This window comes from Paenarthrobacter sp. AT5 (assembly GCF_032764245.1).
Taxonomy (GTDB): Bacteria; Actinomycetota; Actinomycetes; order Actinomycetales; family Micrococcaceae; genus Arthrobacter; species Arthrobacter ureafaciens.
In genome coordinates, this window is the sequence record NZ_CP136441.1 from 1,805,082 (window position 1) to 1,819,719 (window position 14,638).

The following is a 14,638-nucleotide window of genomic DNA, read 5'->3' on the forward strand; positions in this document are numbered from 1 at the left end:
TGGCCCTGGAAGAGTGGCCCCAAGGTCCAGCGGAACGCGGACCTGGGCGCGGAATTCCCTTCCGGAATCCCGCGCCCTCCAGCAGTTAGTCCGCGTCGGTTTCCACCAAGCGCAGGGAGATGGAGTTGATGCAATAGCGCTGGTCGGTGGGAGTGTCGTACCCCTCGCCCTCGAAGACATGCCCCAAGTGCGAATCGCACTTGGCGCAACGAACCTCGATCCGCTCCATGCCCAGTGTGCGGTCATGGAGGTACCTCACGGTGCCCTCGGCCAACGGCGCCCAGAAGGACGGCCAGCCGCAGTGCGAATCGAACTTCTCCCGGCTGGTGAACAACCGGCTTCCGCAAGCACGGCACTGATAGACACCCTCAGTGTGGGTGTCCCAGTACTCACCCGTGTAAGGACGTTCCGTTCCGGCCTGCCGCAACACCCGGTACTCCTCCGGAGTCAATTCCTGGCGCCACTGGGCATCGGACTTTGCCACGGGCACATCGGTAGCTGGGGTGGTGTTCTCAGATGAGCTCATGTTCTATGCAACGCTCACGAGTCGCCGATAAATCCCGAGCCCGCGTAAAGATGCAGCACGGGAAGGCCCAACTGGTCCTGCGCCTTGTTGGCCCAGTCCGTGTGGAAGGTATCGGCTATGGCATGCGGACGCGTGACGACGACGGCCTGGGCGGCACCGAGGTCCCGAACCTTGGCAACCAAGCCGGCCACGGCACCGCCGTCGACGATCTCTCCGGTCACGCCCCCGCCCAGGCCTTCCAGTGCCGCCAACGACGTCGCCAGCGTCTCAGACGCGTGCGCCCGCTCCACCTCCGGGTCCGGGGACTTGGCACCAAGCTCCCTGAAGGCCTTGGCAATATCCAGCAAGGAGAGATTCTCCAGGAAATCAACCAAGAGATGCCGTTCCGTGTTCGCGGGCACCAGGACCACCACCGGAGCGTCACCGCCGTCGAGCAATTTGGCAATGTTGGCACGGTCGTCGGGGCCGAGGGGTTCTTCTGTCAGGATGACGATGGGATCGCTCATGGCTACAGCGTAGACCTGCGATCGCGCACAACGCAGGGTTTTGCCCGCAATTGCGGCATTGCGCCACGGCTACCAGCGAGAATGGAACCATGGCAACCAATTCCCGGTCAGCGAGCGACGCTGCAGACTCCACCCTCAGCCTGCGTACCAAGTGGGCAATCGCCGGAATCCTCACGGGGACCTCATTGGCGGCCTTTGTGGGTGCCGGCTCCTCGGCGCTCGCCGTCTACTTCGCCAGGCGCGTCATCACGCCCTCTGCCAAGAACGCTGACCAGGAGGTCCTGGCGGTCATCCAGGGCGACGCGGGCCCGCAGGTCATTCTCGCCGCGACCCCGGACACAACCGTGGACGGCGTGTACAGCCTCTTCTTCGACAACGGCAAGGGGCATGCCAGGATCGGCCGGATTGTTTCCTACTCGCCGGCCGAGCAGACCGTACTGAGGGAGGTGGAAGAGGTCTACTCCGGGAACCTCTCCGAAGCCCGCCGGGGTTGGTGGAGCGGCGCCGCCTACCACCACCCGTCAGCCATTGGCGTGGCAGCTGACGACGTGGAGATCGAGGTGGAAGGCGGGACGGCGCCTGCCTGGTTGATCCGTGCCGAGGCGGCCGCAACCGCTCCTGTCTGGGCCATCATGGTCCACGGCCGCGGAGCCACCCGGATGGAATGCCTGCGTGCCGTCCGGACGGCAAAGGAACTGGGCCTGGACAGCCTGCTGGTGTCCTACCGCAACGACGGCCTGGCCCCTTCGGCCCTGGATGGCCGTTACGGACTCGGCTCCACGGAGTGGCGGGACGTTGAGGCGGCCATCGGATATGCCTTGGACCACGGAGCCCGGGAAGTGGTTCTCTTCGGCTGGTCCATGGGAGGTGCCATCAGCCTGCAGGCAGCGGACCTCTCCAAGCACCGGCAACGGATCCGGGCCCTGGTGCTGGATGCACCCGTGATCAATTGGGTCAACGTCATGGCCCATCACGCGCAGGTCAACAGGATTCCCTACAACGTGGGACGTTATGGGCAGTTGATGCTCGGCCATCCTTTGGGACGCCGCTTGACCGGGCTGGCCGCCCCCGTGAACCTGAAGGCCATGGACTGGGAAGCCCGCGCCGTTGAACTGCGGACCCCCACCCTGTTGATCCATAGCGTCGATGACGAATACGTGCCGTTCGAACCTTCGGCAAGCCTGGCGGAGAAGAATCCGGACATGGTGACGTTCGAGGCGTTCCACGGGTCGCGGCACACCAAGGAATGGAACGTGGACCCGGAGAAATGGGAGCGGATGGTGCGTTCCTGGCTGCTGCAGCAGCTGGCTCCCCGGAACAACCCCGGAGGCACCGGCGCGGACGCCGAACCGGCAGGAGAGGCCGCAGGCCGTTCCTAGTCCTTGGCGGAGCCGATTGCGGCGGTCACCGCCCGGGTGAGCCGCACAAGATCGGCTGGAGCCACTTCGATGTCCAGGCCACGCCGGCCGCCGGAGACAAAGATGGTCTCGAAACCCAGGGCGGACTCGTCCAGGACGGTGGGAGAGGGCTGGCGTTGGCCAAGGGGAGAGATGCCGCCCAGGACATAGCCCGTGCGCCGTTCCGCCGCCTTTGGATCAGCCATGGACGCCTTCTTGGCGCCCAGGGCACCGGCAACAGCCTTCAAATCCAGGCTGCCGGACACCGGGACAACCCCCACAGCCAGACGGCCTTCCACCTCCACCATGAGGGTCTTGAAGACCCGGGCGGGATCGATGCCCAGAACCTCGGCCGCTTCCAACCCGTAACTGGGAGCTGAGGGGTCATGAGCGTAGGGGTGGACGACGAAGGGAACGCCGGCCGCAGTCAGTGCTGCGGTAGCCGGCGTTCCCTGTGAAGCCATCTTCTTGGCCATGCTTAGCTTTCCAGCTTGTTGGCCGCTGCGACTTTCCTCTTGATACGTCCCAGCATGGCCGTCATCCCGCGCATGCGCAGGGGAGTGATGGCACGGGTCAAACCCAGCAGCTCCGGCATGTCGTCCGGCACCGCAAGGATCTCCTCCGCGGTCAGTCCGTCCAGTCCCTCATGGAGGACTCCAGCGAAACCACGCGTGGTGGGTGCCTCCGGCGGGGCTTTGAAGAACAGGCGGTAGGCGCTGGGGCCATCCGTTTTCCTCTCCGATTCAATGGTGAGGAACAGCGGCGACTGGCACTCCACCACCTGTTCCAGCAACTCCGGATGGTTCGTCAGCCGTTCCGGCAGTTCGGGCAGGCCACGCGAAAACTCCAGCAGCAGTTGCAGGCGTTCAGGCTCGGACAGCGCCTGGAAGTCGTCGACGATTTCCGCCAGTGCGGTGGGCAAAGTGTTGGTACTCATCACATCCCAGCTTACGCACTACGTAGCACGATGACGTGCTAGTTACGGACCAGGGAGGCCGGAACGGATCCGCGCTCGGCTCCCTTGACGATGGGAACGCGTACTGCATTGCCCCATTCGGTCCATGAGCCGTCGTAGTTGCGGACGGACTCAAAGCCCAGCAGGTACTTGAGGGCGAACCAAGTGTGGCTGGAACGCTCGCCGATGCGGCAGTACGCCACGACGTCGTCACCGGCCTTGAGGCCTGCTTCGCCAAGGTAGAGGGCTTCGAGCTCTTCGCGCGAGCGGTAGGTGCCGTCCTCGGCAGCAGCCTTGGCCCAGGGAACAGAGGCAGCCGTGGGAATGTGGCCGCCGCGCAGCGCGCCCTCCTCGGGGTAAGCCGGCATATGTGTGCGCTGGCCGGTGTACTCCTCGGGGGAACGCACATCGATCAACGGCTTGCCCAGGTGTGCCAGGACGTCTTCCTTGAATGCGCGGATGGGAGCATCGTTCCGCTCCACCTCGGGATAGTCGCCCCGGGCGGGAGCAGGGACGTCGGTGGTGAGTTCACGGCCTTCAGCAATCCACTTGTCGCGGCCGCCATCGAGGAGGCGGACATCCTCATGACCGAACAGGGTGAAGACCCACAGTGCGTAAGCGGCCCACCAGTTGGACTTGTCGCCGTAAATGACCACGGTGCTGTCGCGGGAAATTCCCTTGGCGGAAGCCAGGGCGGCGAAAGCCGCGCCGTCGACGTAGTCGCGGGTGACTTCGTCATTCAGATCGGTGTGCCAGTCGATCTTGACCGCGCCGGGGATGTGGCCGGTTTCGTAGAGGAGGACATCCTCATCGGACTCCACAACCACCAGCTTGCCGTCGGCAACGGCGCCATCGGCCAGCGCTGCCGCGAGCCACTCGGTGGATACGAGGCGTTCGGGGTTCGCATAAGCTGCGAACTTTTCGTTCTGTTCAACGGGGTAGGACATGGCGGTGGCCTTTCACTGACAACGGACGGAGCCAGGCCCAACGTAGCTCCTGTTGCCGGCCCGGCATGCTCACAACACTAACTACCGCGCCGGGTTCGCGCTGCTCCGCCGGTCATACGGTGAAACATGGCTTTGGTCACGTGCGCCGTCCGGGCGCCCGCGTTGCCGGTATTCTTGCTGGGGACCCACTACCGGAAGAACGGACCACGCCTGGTGCACATCGAACAACTGACAGCCCGCACGCCGTCAGTCTCTGTGGAGGAACTCCTCAAGGGTTTCTACCCCTCTCCGCGATTTGGCGAGGTGTCGTTCGACAGTTACCGGCCCGACCCGTCGCAGCCGAGCCAGGCCAACGCCGTCAAGGTGCTGTCCTTCTTCGCGGACGCTGTGGGGGCTGAAGACAACGGCGGCCTTTTCAAAAAGCTGTTCGCCAAGAAGACCACCTCGCGGGCCGGCATCTACCTGGACGGTGGTTTCGGCGTCGGGAAAACCCACCTCCTGGCGTCCCTGTGGCACCGGTCGCCCGGTCCGAAGGCCTTCGGCACGTTCGTTGAGTACACCAACCTCGTGGGCGCGCTGTCTTTCCGCAAGACCGTTGACGCCCTCAGCAATTACAAACTGGTCTGCATCGACGAATTCGAACTTGATGATCCCGGCGACACCGTCCTGATGTCGCGCCTCATGCGCGAATTGGCCGACGCGGGGGTCAAGCTGGCAGCAACGTCAAACACCCTGCCCGGTTCTTTGGGCGAAGGCCGCTTCGCAGCCGTGGACTTCCAGCGCGAAATCCAGGTCCTGGCGGACCAGTTCGATGTTGTGCGGATCGACGGCGAAGATTTCCGGCACCGCGGATTGCCGGCAGCTCCTGCACCCCTGAAGACCGAAGAGCTCAAGCATCGGATGCGCAGCGAGTTCAAAGGCCAGACTGTTGCCGTTGATGACTTCCGCACGCTGGTGGACCACCTCGCAGGCGTCCACCCGAGCCGCTACCGGCAGCTGATTTCCGGGATCGACGCCGTGGTGTGGCGTGACGTGGACACCATCACGGAGCAGGCTGTAGCCCTGCGCTTCGTGGTGCTGGCCGACCGCCTGTACGACAAGGACGTGCCGATCCTGGCCAGCGGTGTTCCGTTCGACAAACTGTTCACCGAAGAGATGATGGCCGGCGGCTACATGAAGAAGTACTTCCGCGCCGTTTCCAGGCTCACTGCCTTGGCGCGCGAGGCCCAGAACCACGAGCCTTCCTGACCAGCGGGCCGGGCTTCAGCAGCCACCGGACCAGAATGCCGCACGTCAGAGCCCAGAACGCTGCCCCGATGCCGCCGAAGCTGAGGCCCGAGGCTGCCAGCAGAAACGTAATGCAAGCCGGAACGCGTTCTTCTGCTTCGGCCAGCGCCGAGGAGATGGCGGCGGCCAAGGTCCCCAACAGCGCGAGGCCGGCAACAGCTTCCAGCAATCCCGGCGGAGCCGCCGAAACAACGGTGACCAAGGCGGCGGAAAACACGGCAAGAACCAGATAGGCGAGTCCTGACACGAAGGCGGCGCGCCACCTTTGGCCGGGGTTCCTGCCCGCTTCCTCCCCGGCAGCCAATGCAGCGCTGAGGGCCGCCAAGTTGATCGCATGACCGCCGAACACCGCCCCCGCCATGGTGCCTGCTCCGGTCATCACCATGGAAGACCGCCATGGGGTGGTGAAGCCGAACGACTTGAGGACGGCTACGCCGGGGATGTTCTGCGACGCCATGGTGACGATGAACAGCGGCAGGGCCAGCCCGACCGCAGCCTCCACACTGAAAGCCGGCGTTGTCCATTCAAGCCTGGGCACCAGCGCGTCAGCGGGAAGATAGGTCCCGTTCACGCCAAGATGGATTCCAATCACCGCCAGTGCCACCACCAATGCTCCGGGTACTGCCCACCGGGGAGCGAGCTTCAGCAGGAGCAACCAGCACAAGGCAACAGGACCAACCAGCAGCGGCGCCGTTCCCAAGGACTTGAACGGTGCCAGGCACAGGGGGAGCAGGACGCCCGCCAGCATGGCTTGGGCCAAGGCGGTGGGGATCCTTCCCATGAGCCTGCCCAGAACGGGGAGCAACCCGGTCAGCAGGATCAGCACCCCCACCAGCAGGAAGGCTCCTACGGCTGCCGGCCACCCGCCGTCGACCATCCCGGCAGAGGCGAGCAAGGCGGCGCCAGGCGTGGACCACGCCAAGGTCACCGGCATCTTGGAACGCCAGGACAGCCAGAGAATTGCCGCGCCGAACGTCAAAGTCAACGCCAGGAGTCCACTGGCTGCCTGGGATTGAGTGGCTCCCACGGACTGCAATCCTGCCAGGACTACGGCGAACGATGACGTGAAACCCACGAGTGCGGTGACCACTCCCGCTGCGATGGGCGGCCCGAGGCCCTCGCGCCGGGGAGGGTGCTGAATGACGGTGGGGGCGGAAGGCATAGTGACCAAGGTACCGGAAGGCCGCCAGCCTGCCCGCCCCGGGATAGCCAAGCGGATCTAGTGGCTGATTAAACGCCAAGGGCACCGGCGTCGCCTCTCGGCGGGACCGGTGCCCCCTTGACGTATCTGTTGCGGCGGCTCAGGCAGCTAGGGCTGCTTTGGCTCATCCGTTGCGGGAGCCGGATCGGCTTCACCGTCGTTCTTGGCCACGAAGTTGGAAGCGGCATTCTGGACTGCATCAACCTGTCCGGCGAACTTGCCGCCGGTCTTCTGGTCGACGAAGTCTCCGGCCTTTTCGATGCCATTCTTGATGGCTTCTTCGTTGCCCTGAATGAGACCCTGAGCCTTGCCCTTCAGGTCGTCAATTAATCCCACGGGCACCTCCCTTCCTTCGCGGAGCCAGTTCGCTCCTCCGCGTCCGACCCTAACACCAGATGCTGGGGGTGCCAAGGACCAGGCGGTTCGCTACGCCAAGGGCTTACTTGTCTCCAGGTGACGCGGGCTGTCCGGGTTCATGAGTGAGTGCTTCCGGCCGTAGAAGTAGTAGATCGCCAGGCCTATGACCAGCCACACGCCGAAGCGCACCCAGGTCTCCCAGTGCAACTGAACCATCAGGAAGGCCGAGGCCAGGACGCCGAATGCGGGGACAACCGGCATGAGGGGGAGCCGGAACGTGCGGGGCGCGTCGGGCTTGGTGTAGCGGAACATGATGACGGATACGCACACCACGACGAACGCCGCGAGGATGCCGATGTTCGTCAGGTCGGCAACTTCCTTGATGGGGAAGATGCCTGCCAGGAAGGCGGAGGCGACGCCGGCGATCCAGGTGACACGTTGGGGCGTACCGTGGCGGTCCGTTTTGGCGAACCAACCGGGGAGGAGGCCGTCACGGCTCATGGAGAACCACACGCGGGTGACACCCAGAAGGAAGGTGAGCATCACAGTGAGGATGGACAACACGGCGAAAACCGAGATGATGGTGGCGATTACCGGCAGTCCGACGCCCGTGAATGCCGAGGCGAAGCCGGCGGCGGGATCGATGTCCTTGTAGTTCTGCATGCCGGTCAGGACCAACGTCGCGGCAACGTAGAGCAGCATCGCGATGACAAGCGACAGGATGATGGCCTTGGGCATGTGCTTCTTGCCGTCCTTGGCCTCCTCTGCGGCTGTACTCATGGCGTCGTAGCCGAAGACGGCGAAGAAGACCGTGGCGGCACCTGCCAGGACCGGACCGAAGCCGCTGGGCATGAACGGGTTGAAGTTCTCGGTATTGATGTAGAAAACGCCCAAACCGATGATGAACAGAATCAGGATCACCTTGATGGCGACCGCCACGAGTTCGAACCGGCCGAAGGTCTTGGTTCCACGGCTGAGGATCCAGGTGACCAGGAGGCAGACCAGGATTGCGGGAAGGTTGATGATGCCGCCCTTGCCCTCATCGGCTGTGGAGGTCATCCAGGTGGGCATGTGGATTCCGATGCCTGAAAGGAAAGCGTCAAAGTATCCGGAGATGCCGATCGCCACCACAGCCACGATGGCGATGTATTCCAGCAGCAGGTCCCACCCTATGAACCATCCAATGATCTCGCCGAGGGCAACATAGCCGTAGGTGTATGCGGAGCCGGCGCGCGGAATCATGCCGGCGAATTCGGCGTAGGAGAGGGCTGCCGCTCCGGATGCCAGGCCTGCGATGAGGAACGAGATCAGCACCGCGGGGCCCACCCCGGGATTGCCCTCCGATCCGTGCGCCACCAGCCCGGCAAGGGAGAAGATTCCGACGCCGATGATTCCGCCGACGCCGATGGCCGTCAGTTGCCAGAGGCCAAGGCTTTTGAACAGCCCGCTGTGCTTGCTTTCTTCCTCGATGTCGTCGATCGGCTTGCGCCGCATGACGGATTGGGAAGCCGTCTGTTGATTCATGGGGTACTCCTGCCAGTGGCGTGGATTGGTGATGAACTCGCAGTACATTATGCGAGCCCAATCACATTAGATAAAGCGACTTTTTCTTAGCGATATCGGTTACGGCCACTGATGAATTGCAGAAACTGGTTTCGGGCACAAAAAAAGCAGCTCCGGGGAGCTGCTTTTTCTTGGAGCGGACGACGAGATTCGAACTCGCGACATCCACCTTGGCAAGGTGGTGCTCTACCAGCTGAGCTACGTCCGCATGTGGTGCAAGCCCGGCATTGCCTGGCTATACCACTCAAACAAGTTGCCTTGTTTTGGTGGGCGATACTGGGATCGAACCAGTGACCTCTTCCGTGTCAGGGAAGCGCGCTACCGCTGCGCCAATCGCCCGTTACCGGGTCCTTGTGAAAGGAGAGCGGACGACGAGATTCGAACTCGCGACATCCACCTTGGCAAGGTGGTGCTCTACCAGCTGAGCTACGTCCGCACATGCTCCTAGCCGGGTTGGAACCCGGCTAGGAACAACAAACAAGTTGCCTTGTTTTGGTGGGCGATACTGGGATCGAACCAGTGACCTCTTCCGTGTCAGGGAAGCGCGCTACCGCTGCGCCAATCGCCCAAGCATCCAGCACTGCTGAAAGCATGGTTTTCACCGAGGTGGGTACGGGATTCGAACCCGTGTATACGGCTTTGCAGGCCGCTGCCTCGCCTCTCGGCCAACCCACCGTGTAAGCAGGATTCCGAAGAATTCTTGCCTGACAGTGCCTTGCGAGCGGACGACGAGATTCGAACTCGCGACATCCACCTTGGCAAGGTGGTGCTCTACCAGCTGAGCTACGTCCGCATTGTTGGTTAGCGTGGGCCGCCTTGCAGGCATTCCGTGGCTTTCCGACGAGTAAAAACTCTATAGGAGGTTCCAGCAATCTCCAAATCGCGCAGCCACTTTCCACTCGGAGACTGCCCGGATGCCTGATTTGACGCGGAATTCCGTGTCTTTCACGGCTGTAATTTCAGCTGTGTAGTTCCGGCTCCTGGTTCGTTTTGCATTCCTGCGATGGTGGGCTAATCTTCTATATGCACCGGCCCGCAGTTGCGAAAGCGCGGCAAGGTTCGGGGCGATTGGCGCAGTGGTAGCGCGCTTCGTTCACACCGAAGAGGTCACTGGTTCGAACCCAGTATCGCCCACCAGGAAAAGCCCCCGAGTTACTCGGGGGCTTTTGCTTTTGGTTCGCTGCTGCGTTGCGGGTCGGCTACTGCTGCGGAGCGACGTCGCCGGCTGAAGCTGCGTCTGTGTCGCCGTCGATCTTCGCTACGTAGTCCGAGGCTGCGCCTTGGACCAGATCCACTTGTTCAGCGAACTTGCCGTCGGTTTGTTCGTCGACGAAGTCGCCCACCTTTTCGATGCCTTCCTTGATGGCTTCTTCGTTGCCGGCTATGAGGTCTCGCGCCTTCTTCTGCAGATCGTTAAAGAGTTCCATGGGTTTCCTCTTCCATGAGTCGTTGTCATCGCAGAGCGGGTTCGCTCCAGTGGATCTGTCTGGCAGGGAACGCGTTTGTGTCGCGGCGGGGCCATTATTCGGATGGGTTTCGTCACGATCATGGTCTTTCGTCACGATCATGGTCGGGACGGCACAAGGGAAGTGTGCACAATCACCATTGCCCCGAAGCAGGCGTAACCACTACTGATGTTTCCTTGGTTCTGCGCGTTGAGGAACTTGCCGGGAAAGCGCCAATCCTGGCCGCGAAGCTCGCCAGGCTGGATCCCCGGCACCTCACCACCCTGCTGGGTTCCCCGGCCGTGGGGACGTCCGGCGGGGCTGCGGATTCCGGATCCGATCAGCCGGGAAGCCCCGAACCGCAGGCCTGAGGGGAATTCTGTCGGTGGTCTGTGTCAGAGTCTTTATATGACCGCACCACTGCTTGCCCACGCTACTGACTACGGACGCATGTACGCCCGCTCCACTACTGAGCAATTCGCTGTTCCTTCCATCACAACAGTGATTGCACAGCAGGCGCACGCCCTGGATGGTTGGTTCAGCTACATGGGAGCAAGCAGCCTTGCCGCAGATCCGGAACTCCCGGCAATGATCGGCAGCCCGGCAAGGATCCGCCAGGCAGTCAACAAGGCCGCCAAAGCCGCTGAAACATACCGGGATGAAGCAGCGGCCCGCGGTGACCGGGTCCATACCTACTGCGAGCAAGTGGCGCTTCGGGCGCTGGGCCGTCCGCACCGCATGCAGGAATGCCGGGACGAACTCGCTTCGCATGGGGAGCAGGCGTTTGCAGCGCGCTTCGACGAGTGGTGGGAGCTGTACCGCGTGGAACCGATCGCGCCCGAGATCACCGTCTGGAACCAATCGGTAGGTTACGCCGGCACCTTGGACTTGGTGGCCCGTATTAATGGACGGATCTGCCTGATCGACTACAAGACCAAAGGAACAACCCGTGACGGCACGGTGAAAGCCCTGGATGACAAGGTGGTCATGCAACTGGTGGCGGGAATGAAAGCCGAGGAAAGCCTGGTGGATCCCGTGGCCGGGCAGTGGGAGCCCTGGAAGTTCGGTGAGAACCCCATGCTCCTGGCCGTAGCCATCGGTGAGACGGAAGTTCGCCCGCAGCGCGCCAATCCGGACGTCCTCAAGCACCATTGGTGGAAGTTCTGCGCCCTCCGCCGCGTGTGGGAGATGTCCGCCGACGTTTCCGCGGCCGGTCAGGCCCTCCTGCCGATTGCCCCGCCTCCGCTGGCGGCTCCTGCCAGGGTAAGCGTTGGGGCCGGAGCGCTGGGCTGAACGCCCGGCGCCTCCTTGGCCGTCTCAACTAAACTGGCTTTGGCTCCGCAACGCGGACCAAAGACAGACAAAAGTGAGGACTGGCAACAGATGGCAATTTTGAGTATCCGAATCATCGGTGATCCGGTGCTGCGAACCGTAGCGGATCCTGTAACCGATTTTGGTCCGGAGCTCGCCAAACTGGTCGCGGACATGATGGAGACCATGGAGGACGTGGAGGGTGCAGGCCTCGCCGCGCCCCAAGTCGGCGTGAGCAAACGCGTCTTCACCTACCGCGTCGGTGGCGTTGCCGGCCACATCATCAATCCGGTGCTGGAAAACAGCGAGGATTTCCAGCCCGATGAGGTGGAGGGCTGCCTTTCGATCCCCGGACTGGGCTTTCCCGTCCGGCGCCACCGTGCCACCCGGGTCACCGGTGTGGACCTTCACGGCAAGCCGGTGTCCGTAGAGGGCGAAGGCATGCTGGCCCGTTGCTTCCAGCATGAAACCGACCATTTGGACGGCATCCTCTACACCGACAGGCTCGAAGGCGAAGACCGGAAGGCTGCCCTGCGCGCCATCCGCAACGCCAATTACCATGCCGTCACGGAAGAGACCACGTCCAAGCGTGCTTCCTCCGTCGGCTCGAGCTTTGGCGGCGGCAGCTTCGGGATTCCCGAGTGAGGGTATTGTTTGCCGGAACTCCGGCGGTAGCCGTTCCGTCATTGGACGCGCTGGTCAAAGCAGGGTTCGACGTCGTCGCGGTGCTGACCCGGCCGGACGCTCCGCTGGGACGAAAGCGCGTCCTCACTCCATCTCCCGTGGCTGCCCGCGCCGAAGAGCTGGGAATCCAGGTGATCAAGGCGGCCAAAGTAGACGCTGAGACCACGGCGCACATCGCTGACACTTCGCCCGACGTCGCCGCAATCGTCGCCTACGGAGGAATCGTTCCCCGGGACGCCCTCGCTGTTCCCGCACACGGCTGGGTCAACCTGCATTTCTCCCTGCTTCCGGCATGGCGCGGGGCGGCTCCCGTGCAACGGGCGTTGATCGCAGGTGACGATGTGACAGGCGCGGTGACCTTCCAATTGGAGGAAGGCCTGGACACCGGCCCCGTCTTTGGAGCCCTGACGGAATCGGTCCGGGATGAGGACACCGCCGGTGACCTCCTGGAGCGGCTCTCGGTCAGCGGTGCGGTTCTCTTGTGCCAAACGCTCTCCGCTATTGACGCCGGCCAGGCGGCTCCGCAGCCGCAGTCCGGTGAGGTGAGCCTGGCGCCCAAACTCACCTTGGAAGACGGACGGTTGGATTGGCAGCAGCCGGCCCTGGCGCTCCACCGCAGGTCCAGGGGCGTTACCCCCGAGCCCGGAGCCTGGACAATGCTGGAGGGCCAGCGGATCAAGCTTGAGCCCGTGGCCTTACGGCCGGATGTGAACGGTCTTGCGCCGGGTCATGTCCGGCCAGAAGGTAAAGCCGTGCTGGTAGGGACAGGCTCCCATGCCATACAGCTGGGGCGTGTCCAACCCGCAGGCAAAAAAATGATGCTGCCGGCCGATTGGGCCCGCGGCTTGGCAACACCCGAGAAAGTGGTCTTCGAATGAGTGAGTCCGGCCGGCGAGGCCCCAACAGCAGCGGTGGCCGCGACGGGGGTGGCCGGGACAACCGGGACAACCGGGGCACCCGGGGCGATCGTTCAGGAAGCAAGCGCAACGCCCAGGGCCGCGAACGCAACCGGGGTCCGCAGCGGGGCTTCTCCACCAATGCCCCTTCGCAGCGGACCCGGCGTGCTGATCCTGCCCGTCTGGTGGCTTTCGAGGTGCTGCGCGCAGTTGCTTCCGAAGACGCCTATGCAAACCTCGTCCTCCCCGCCCGCATCCGCGAACACCGACTGGACCGCCGGGATGCCGGCTTTGCCACGGAGCTCAGCTACGGAGCGCTTCGCGGGCAGGGAACGTACGATGCCATTCTTGCCCGGTGTGTGGACAGGCCGCTTGACCAGCTGGACCCCGCCATCCTTGATGCCCTGCGGATCGGAGCGCACCAGCTCCTGTCCATGCGGGTGCCCGCCCACGCTGCCTTGGACCAGACCGTTGGCCTGGCGAGGGCAGTCATCGGCGCAGGGCCCTCAGCGCTCATCAACGCGGTCCTGCGCAAGGTGGCGGCGCACTCGATGGAGGAATGGCTGGACCTTCTCCTGGACCAGGAAACGGATGCCACCAGGATTGCCGCCTTGCGCCACTCCCATCCGGAATGGATCGTCCGTGCTTTGCGGCAATCCTTGGTGAACCACGGCAGGCCTGCCTCGGACATCGAGGCACTGCTGGAAGCGGACAACGCCGCTCCGGTGGTTAATCTGGTGGCACTGCCGGGACTCGGAGACCTGGACGAAGCCCTCGAACAAGGCGCCACGGCAGGGGAACTCGTTGAGGGCTCGGCGATGTCCGCGGGCGGTGACCTCGGCAGGCTTGAATCCGTGCGTCAGGGCACCACGCGTGTCCAGGACGTCGGTTCGCAGCTTGTGGCGCGTGCCGTTGCGGGCGCTGACGTCGAAACTTCTGCCGACGGCAATGAACGGTGGCTTGATCTGTGTGCCGGTCCCGGCGGGAAAGCCGCGCTGCTTGCGGCTTTGGCCCACCGCGACGGTGCCACCCTCCTGGCCAATGAACCTGCACCCCACCGGGCAAAGCTGGTACAGCAGGCGCTGTCCGCCGTGCCGTCCGCAACCTGGTCCGTCCGCACGGGGGACGGCAGGGAAGTAGGCAGCGAAGAGCCGGAGTCTTTCGATCGCGTGCTGGTGGATGTTCCCTGCAGCGGCCTCGGAGCGTTGCGACGCCGGCCGGAGTCCCGTTGGCGCCGGTCACCGAAAGATATCGCAGACCTGGGTCCGTTGCAGCGTGAACTCCTGGCATCCGCCATCGATGCCGTCAAGCCCGGAGGAGTAGTCGGCTACGTCACCTGTTCACCCCATCCGGCCGAAACCACCGCGGTCGTCTCCGATGTCCTTGCCAAACGGACGGACTTGGAACTGCTGGATGCCGGAGATGCCTTGGACCGGGTCAGCCTGGGCAGGGAACTCGGCGCCGGTCATGAGCTGACGGCCCAGCTCTGGCCGCATGTCCACCAAACGGATGCCATGTTCCTGGCGCTGATCCGCAAGAAGGCCTAGTTCTGCTGTTGTTGTT

The 14,638-nt window shown here is 63.5% G+C and carries 16 protein-coding genes and 7 tRNA genes; 8 read left to right on the forward strand and 15 right to left on the reverse strand.

The annotated features are described in order from the left end of the window. Nucleotides 1–85: 85 nt before the first annotated feature. Both msrB and RI444_RS08245 read right to left on the reverse strand, forming a co-directional pair. Complete coding sequence (msrB, locus tag RI444_RS08240; protein ID WP_031216735.1) at nucleotides 86–526, reverse strand: peptide-methionine (R)-S-oxide reductase MsrB; 441 nt, start codon at nucleotides 524–526, stop codon at nucleotides 86–88. A gap of 14 nt (nucleotides 527–540) precedes the next feature. Beyond that, a complete protein-coding gene (locus tag RI444_RS08245) occupies nucleotides 541–1,032 on the reverse strand; it encodes a hypothetical protein (RefSeq protein ID WP_021473085.1) in 492 nt (163 codons plus the stop codon). Nucleotides 1,033–1,121: 89 nt separating this feature from the next. Between RI444_RS08245 and RI444_RS08250 the strand changes: the two genes are divergently transcribed. Then, nucleotides 1,122–2,411, forward strand: coding sequence for an alpha/beta hydrolase family protein (locus RI444_RS08250; protein WP_062096198.1), 1,290 nt, complete (start codon nucleotides 1,122–1,124; stop codon nucleotides 2,409–2,411). Here the strand turns inward: RI444_RS08250 and ybaK are convergent. The 3 genes from ybaK to RI444_RS08265 are packed head-to-tail and all read right to left on the reverse strand — an operon-like array spanning nucleotide 2,408 to nucleotide 4,331. Beyond that, nucleotides 2,408–2,905 carry a Cys-tRNA(Pro) deacylase gene (gene ybaK / locus RI444_RS08255; protein WP_062096200.1) on the reverse strand — a complete coding sequence of 166 codons (498 nt, stop codon included), beginning with the start codon at nucleotides 2,903–2,905 and terminating at the stop codon, nucleotides 2,408–2,410. The genes RI444_RS08250 and ybaK overlap by 4 nt on opposite strands. Before the next feature lie 2 nt (nucleotides 2,906–2,907). After that, nucleotides 2,908–3,366, reverse strand: coding sequence for a SufE family protein (locus tag RI444_RS08260; protein WP_021473082.1), 459 nt, complete (start codon nucleotides 3,364–3,366; stop codon nucleotides 2,908–2,910). A 38-nt stretch (nucleotides 3,367–3,404) separates the two neighbouring features. Beyond that, nucleotides 3,405–4,331 (reverse strand): sulfurtransferase, encoded by a 927-nt coding sequence (locus RI444_RS08265; protein ID WP_062096202.1) that lies wholly within the window; start codon nucleotides 4,329–4,331, stop codon nucleotides 3,405–3,407. A gap of 210 nt (nucleotides 4,332–4,541) precedes the next feature. On the opposite strand from RI444_RS08265, the gene zapE reads away from it, so the two are divergent. After that, the gene (zapE, locus tag RI444_RS08270; RefSeq protein WP_062099128.1) at nucleotides 4,542–5,579 is read left to right on the forward strand and encodes a cell division protein ZapE; all 1,038 of its coding nucleotides are present in this window, start codon (nucleotides 4,542–4,544) and stop codon (nucleotides 5,577–5,579) included. On the opposite strand, the gene RI444_RS08275 is transcribed toward zapE, so the two are convergent. From RI444_RS08275 to RI444_RS08315, 9 genes are all read right to left on the reverse strand, one after another. Then, nucleotides 5,536–6,780, reverse strand: a complete 1,245-nt coding sequence (locus RI444_RS08275; protein WP_207604837.1) for a benzoate/H(+) symporter BenE family transporter — start codon at nucleotides 6,778–6,780, stop codon at nucleotides 5,536–5,538. The genes zapE and RI444_RS08275 overlap by 44 nt on opposite strands. A 147-nt stretch (nucleotides 6,781–6,927) precedes the next feature. Next, nucleotides 6,928–7,161, reverse strand: a complete 234-nt coding sequence (locus RI444_RS08280; protein ID WP_021473078.1) for an antitoxin — start codon at nucleotides 7,159–7,161, stop codon at nucleotides 6,928–6,930. 84 nt (nucleotides 7,162–7,245) lie between these two features. Continuing rightward, complete coding sequence (locus tag RI444_RS08285) at nucleotides 7,246–8,700, reverse strand: amino acid permease (RefSeq protein ID WP_069695709.1); 1,455 nt, start codon at nucleotides 8,698–8,700, stop codon at nucleotides 7,246–7,248. 171 nt (nucleotides 8,701–8,871) lie between these two features. Beyond that, nucleotides 8,872–8,947 (reverse strand) — tRNA-Gly (locus RI444_RS08290). Nucleotides 8,948–9,003: 56 nt separating this feature from the next. Further along, nucleotides 9,004–9,078, reverse strand: a tRNA-Val gene (locus RI444_RS08295). Between the two features lie 24 nt (nucleotides 9,079–9,102). After that, a tRNA-Gly gene (locus RI444_RS08300) sits at nucleotides 9,103–9,175 on the reverse strand. Between the two features lie 57 nt (nucleotides 9,176–9,232). After that, nucleotides 9,233–9,307, reverse strand: a tRNA-Val gene (locus RI444_RS08305). 36 nt (nucleotides 9,308–9,343) lie between these two features. Beyond that, nucleotides 9,344–9,414 (reverse strand) — tRNA-Cys (locus RI444_RS08310). Nucleotides 9,415–9,459: 45 nt separating this feature from the next. Continuing rightward, a tRNA-Gly gene (locus RI444_RS08315) sits at nucleotides 9,460–9,532 on the reverse strand. Between the two features lie 269 nt (nucleotides 9,533–9,801). Here RI444_RS08315 and RI444_RS08320 point away from each other — a divergent pair. After that, nucleotides 9,802–9,876: transfer RNA gene (locus RI444_RS08320), tRNA-Val, on the forward strand. A 62-nt stretch (nucleotides 9,877–9,938) separates the two neighbouring features. Here the strand turns inward: RI444_RS08320 and RI444_RS08325 are convergent. Continuing rightward, nucleotides 9,939–10,166: an antitoxin gene (locus tag RI444_RS08325; RefSeq protein ID WP_021473076.1), complete on the reverse strand. Its 228-nt coding sequence runs from the start codon at nucleotides 10,164–10,166 to the stop codon at nucleotides 9,939–9,941. A 164-nt stretch (nucleotides 10,167–10,330) separates the two neighbouring features. Here RI444_RS08325 and RI444_RS08330 point away from each other — a divergent pair, with 164 nt between their 5' ends. The 5 genes from RI444_RS08330 (at nucleotide 10,331) to RI444_RS08350 (ending at nucleotide 14,622) form a co-directional block, all read left to right on the forward strand. Continuing rightward, the gene (locus RI444_RS08330) at nucleotides 10,331–10,555 is read left to right on the forward strand and encodes a hypothetical protein (RefSeq protein WP_128397295.1); all 225 of its coding nucleotides are present in this window, start codon (nucleotides 10,331–10,333) and stop codon (nucleotides 10,553–10,555) included. 37 nt (nucleotides 10,556–10,592) lie between these two features. Further along, a complete protein-coding gene (locus RI444_RS08335) occupies nucleotides 10,593–11,477 on the forward strand; it encodes a cytochrome P450 (protein ID WP_021473074.1) in 885 nt (294 codons plus the stop codon). Between the two features lie 90 nt (nucleotides 11,478–11,567). Then, entirely contained in the window at nucleotides 11,568–12,140 is a 573-nt protein-coding gene (def, locus tag RI444_RS08340) for a peptide deformylase (RefSeq protein WP_021473073.1), read from the forward strand. Further along, nucleotides 12,137–13,057, forward strand: coding sequence for a methionyl-tRNA formyltransferase (gene fmt, locus RI444_RS08345; RefSeq protein ID WP_207604836.1), 921 nt, complete (start codon nucleotides 12,137–12,139; stop codon nucleotides 13,055–13,057). Before def ends, fmt begins: the two co-directional genes overlap by 4 nt. Then, entirely contained in the window at nucleotides 13,054–14,622 is a 1,569-nt protein-coding gene (locus RI444_RS08350) for an RsmB/NOP family class I SAM-dependent RNA methyltransferase (protein WP_062096206.1), read from the forward strand. The genes fmt and RI444_RS08350 overlap by 4 nt, the downstream gene beginning before the upstream one ends. The last annotated feature ends 16 nt before the right edge of the window (nucleotides 14,623–14,638 follow it).

Bases quoted from the DNA above. Each gene is read 5' to 3' on its own strand.
- RI444_RS08275 (WP_207604837.1), bottom strand. From the start codon at position 6,780: ATGCCTTCCGCCCCCACCGTCATTCAGCACCCTCCCCGGCGCGAGGGC.
- RI444_RS08245 (WP_021473085.1), bottom strand. From the start codon at position 1,032: ATGAGCGATCCCATCGTCATCCTGACAGAAGAACCCCTCGGCCCCGAC.
- ybaK (WP_062096200.1), bottom strand. From the start codon at position 2,905: ATGGCCAAGAAGATGGCTTCACAGGGAACGCCGGCTACCGCAGCACTG.
- RI444_RS08265 (WP_062096202.1), bottom strand. From the start codon at position 4,331: ATGTCCTACCCCGTTGAACAGAACGAAAAGTTCGCAGCTTATGCGAAC.
- RI444_RS08260 (WP_021473082.1), bottom strand. From the start codon at position 3,366: ATGAGTACCAACACTTTGCCCACCGCACTGGCGGAAATCGTCGACGAC.
- RI444_RS08335 (WP_021473074.1), top strand. From the start codon at position 10,593: ATGACCGCACCACTGCTTGCCCACGCTACTGACTACGGACGCATGTAC.
- RI444_RS08350 (WP_062096206.1), top strand. From the start codon at position 13,054: ATGAGTGAGTCCGGCCGGCGAGGCCCCAACAGCAGCGGTGGCCGCGAC.
- msrB (WP_031216735.1), bottom strand. From the start codon at position 526: ATGAGCTCATCTGAGAACACCACCCCAGCTACCGATGTGCCCGTGGCA.
- RI444_RS08325 (WP_021473076.1), bottom strand. From the start codon at position 10,166: ATGGAACTCTTTAACGATCTGCAGAAGAAGGCGCGAGACCTCATAGCC.
- RI444_RS08285 (WP_069695709.1), bottom strand. From the start codon at position 8,700: ATGAATCAACAGACGGCTTCCCAATCCGTCATGCGGCGCAAGCCGATC.
- RI444_RS08250 (WP_062096198.1), top strand. From the start codon at position 1,122: ATGGCAACCAATTCCCGGTCAGCGAGCGACGCTGCAGACTCCACCCTC.
- def (WP_021473073.1), top strand. From the start codon at position 11,568: ATGGCAATTTTGAGTATCCGAATCATCGGTGATCCGGTGCTGCGAACC.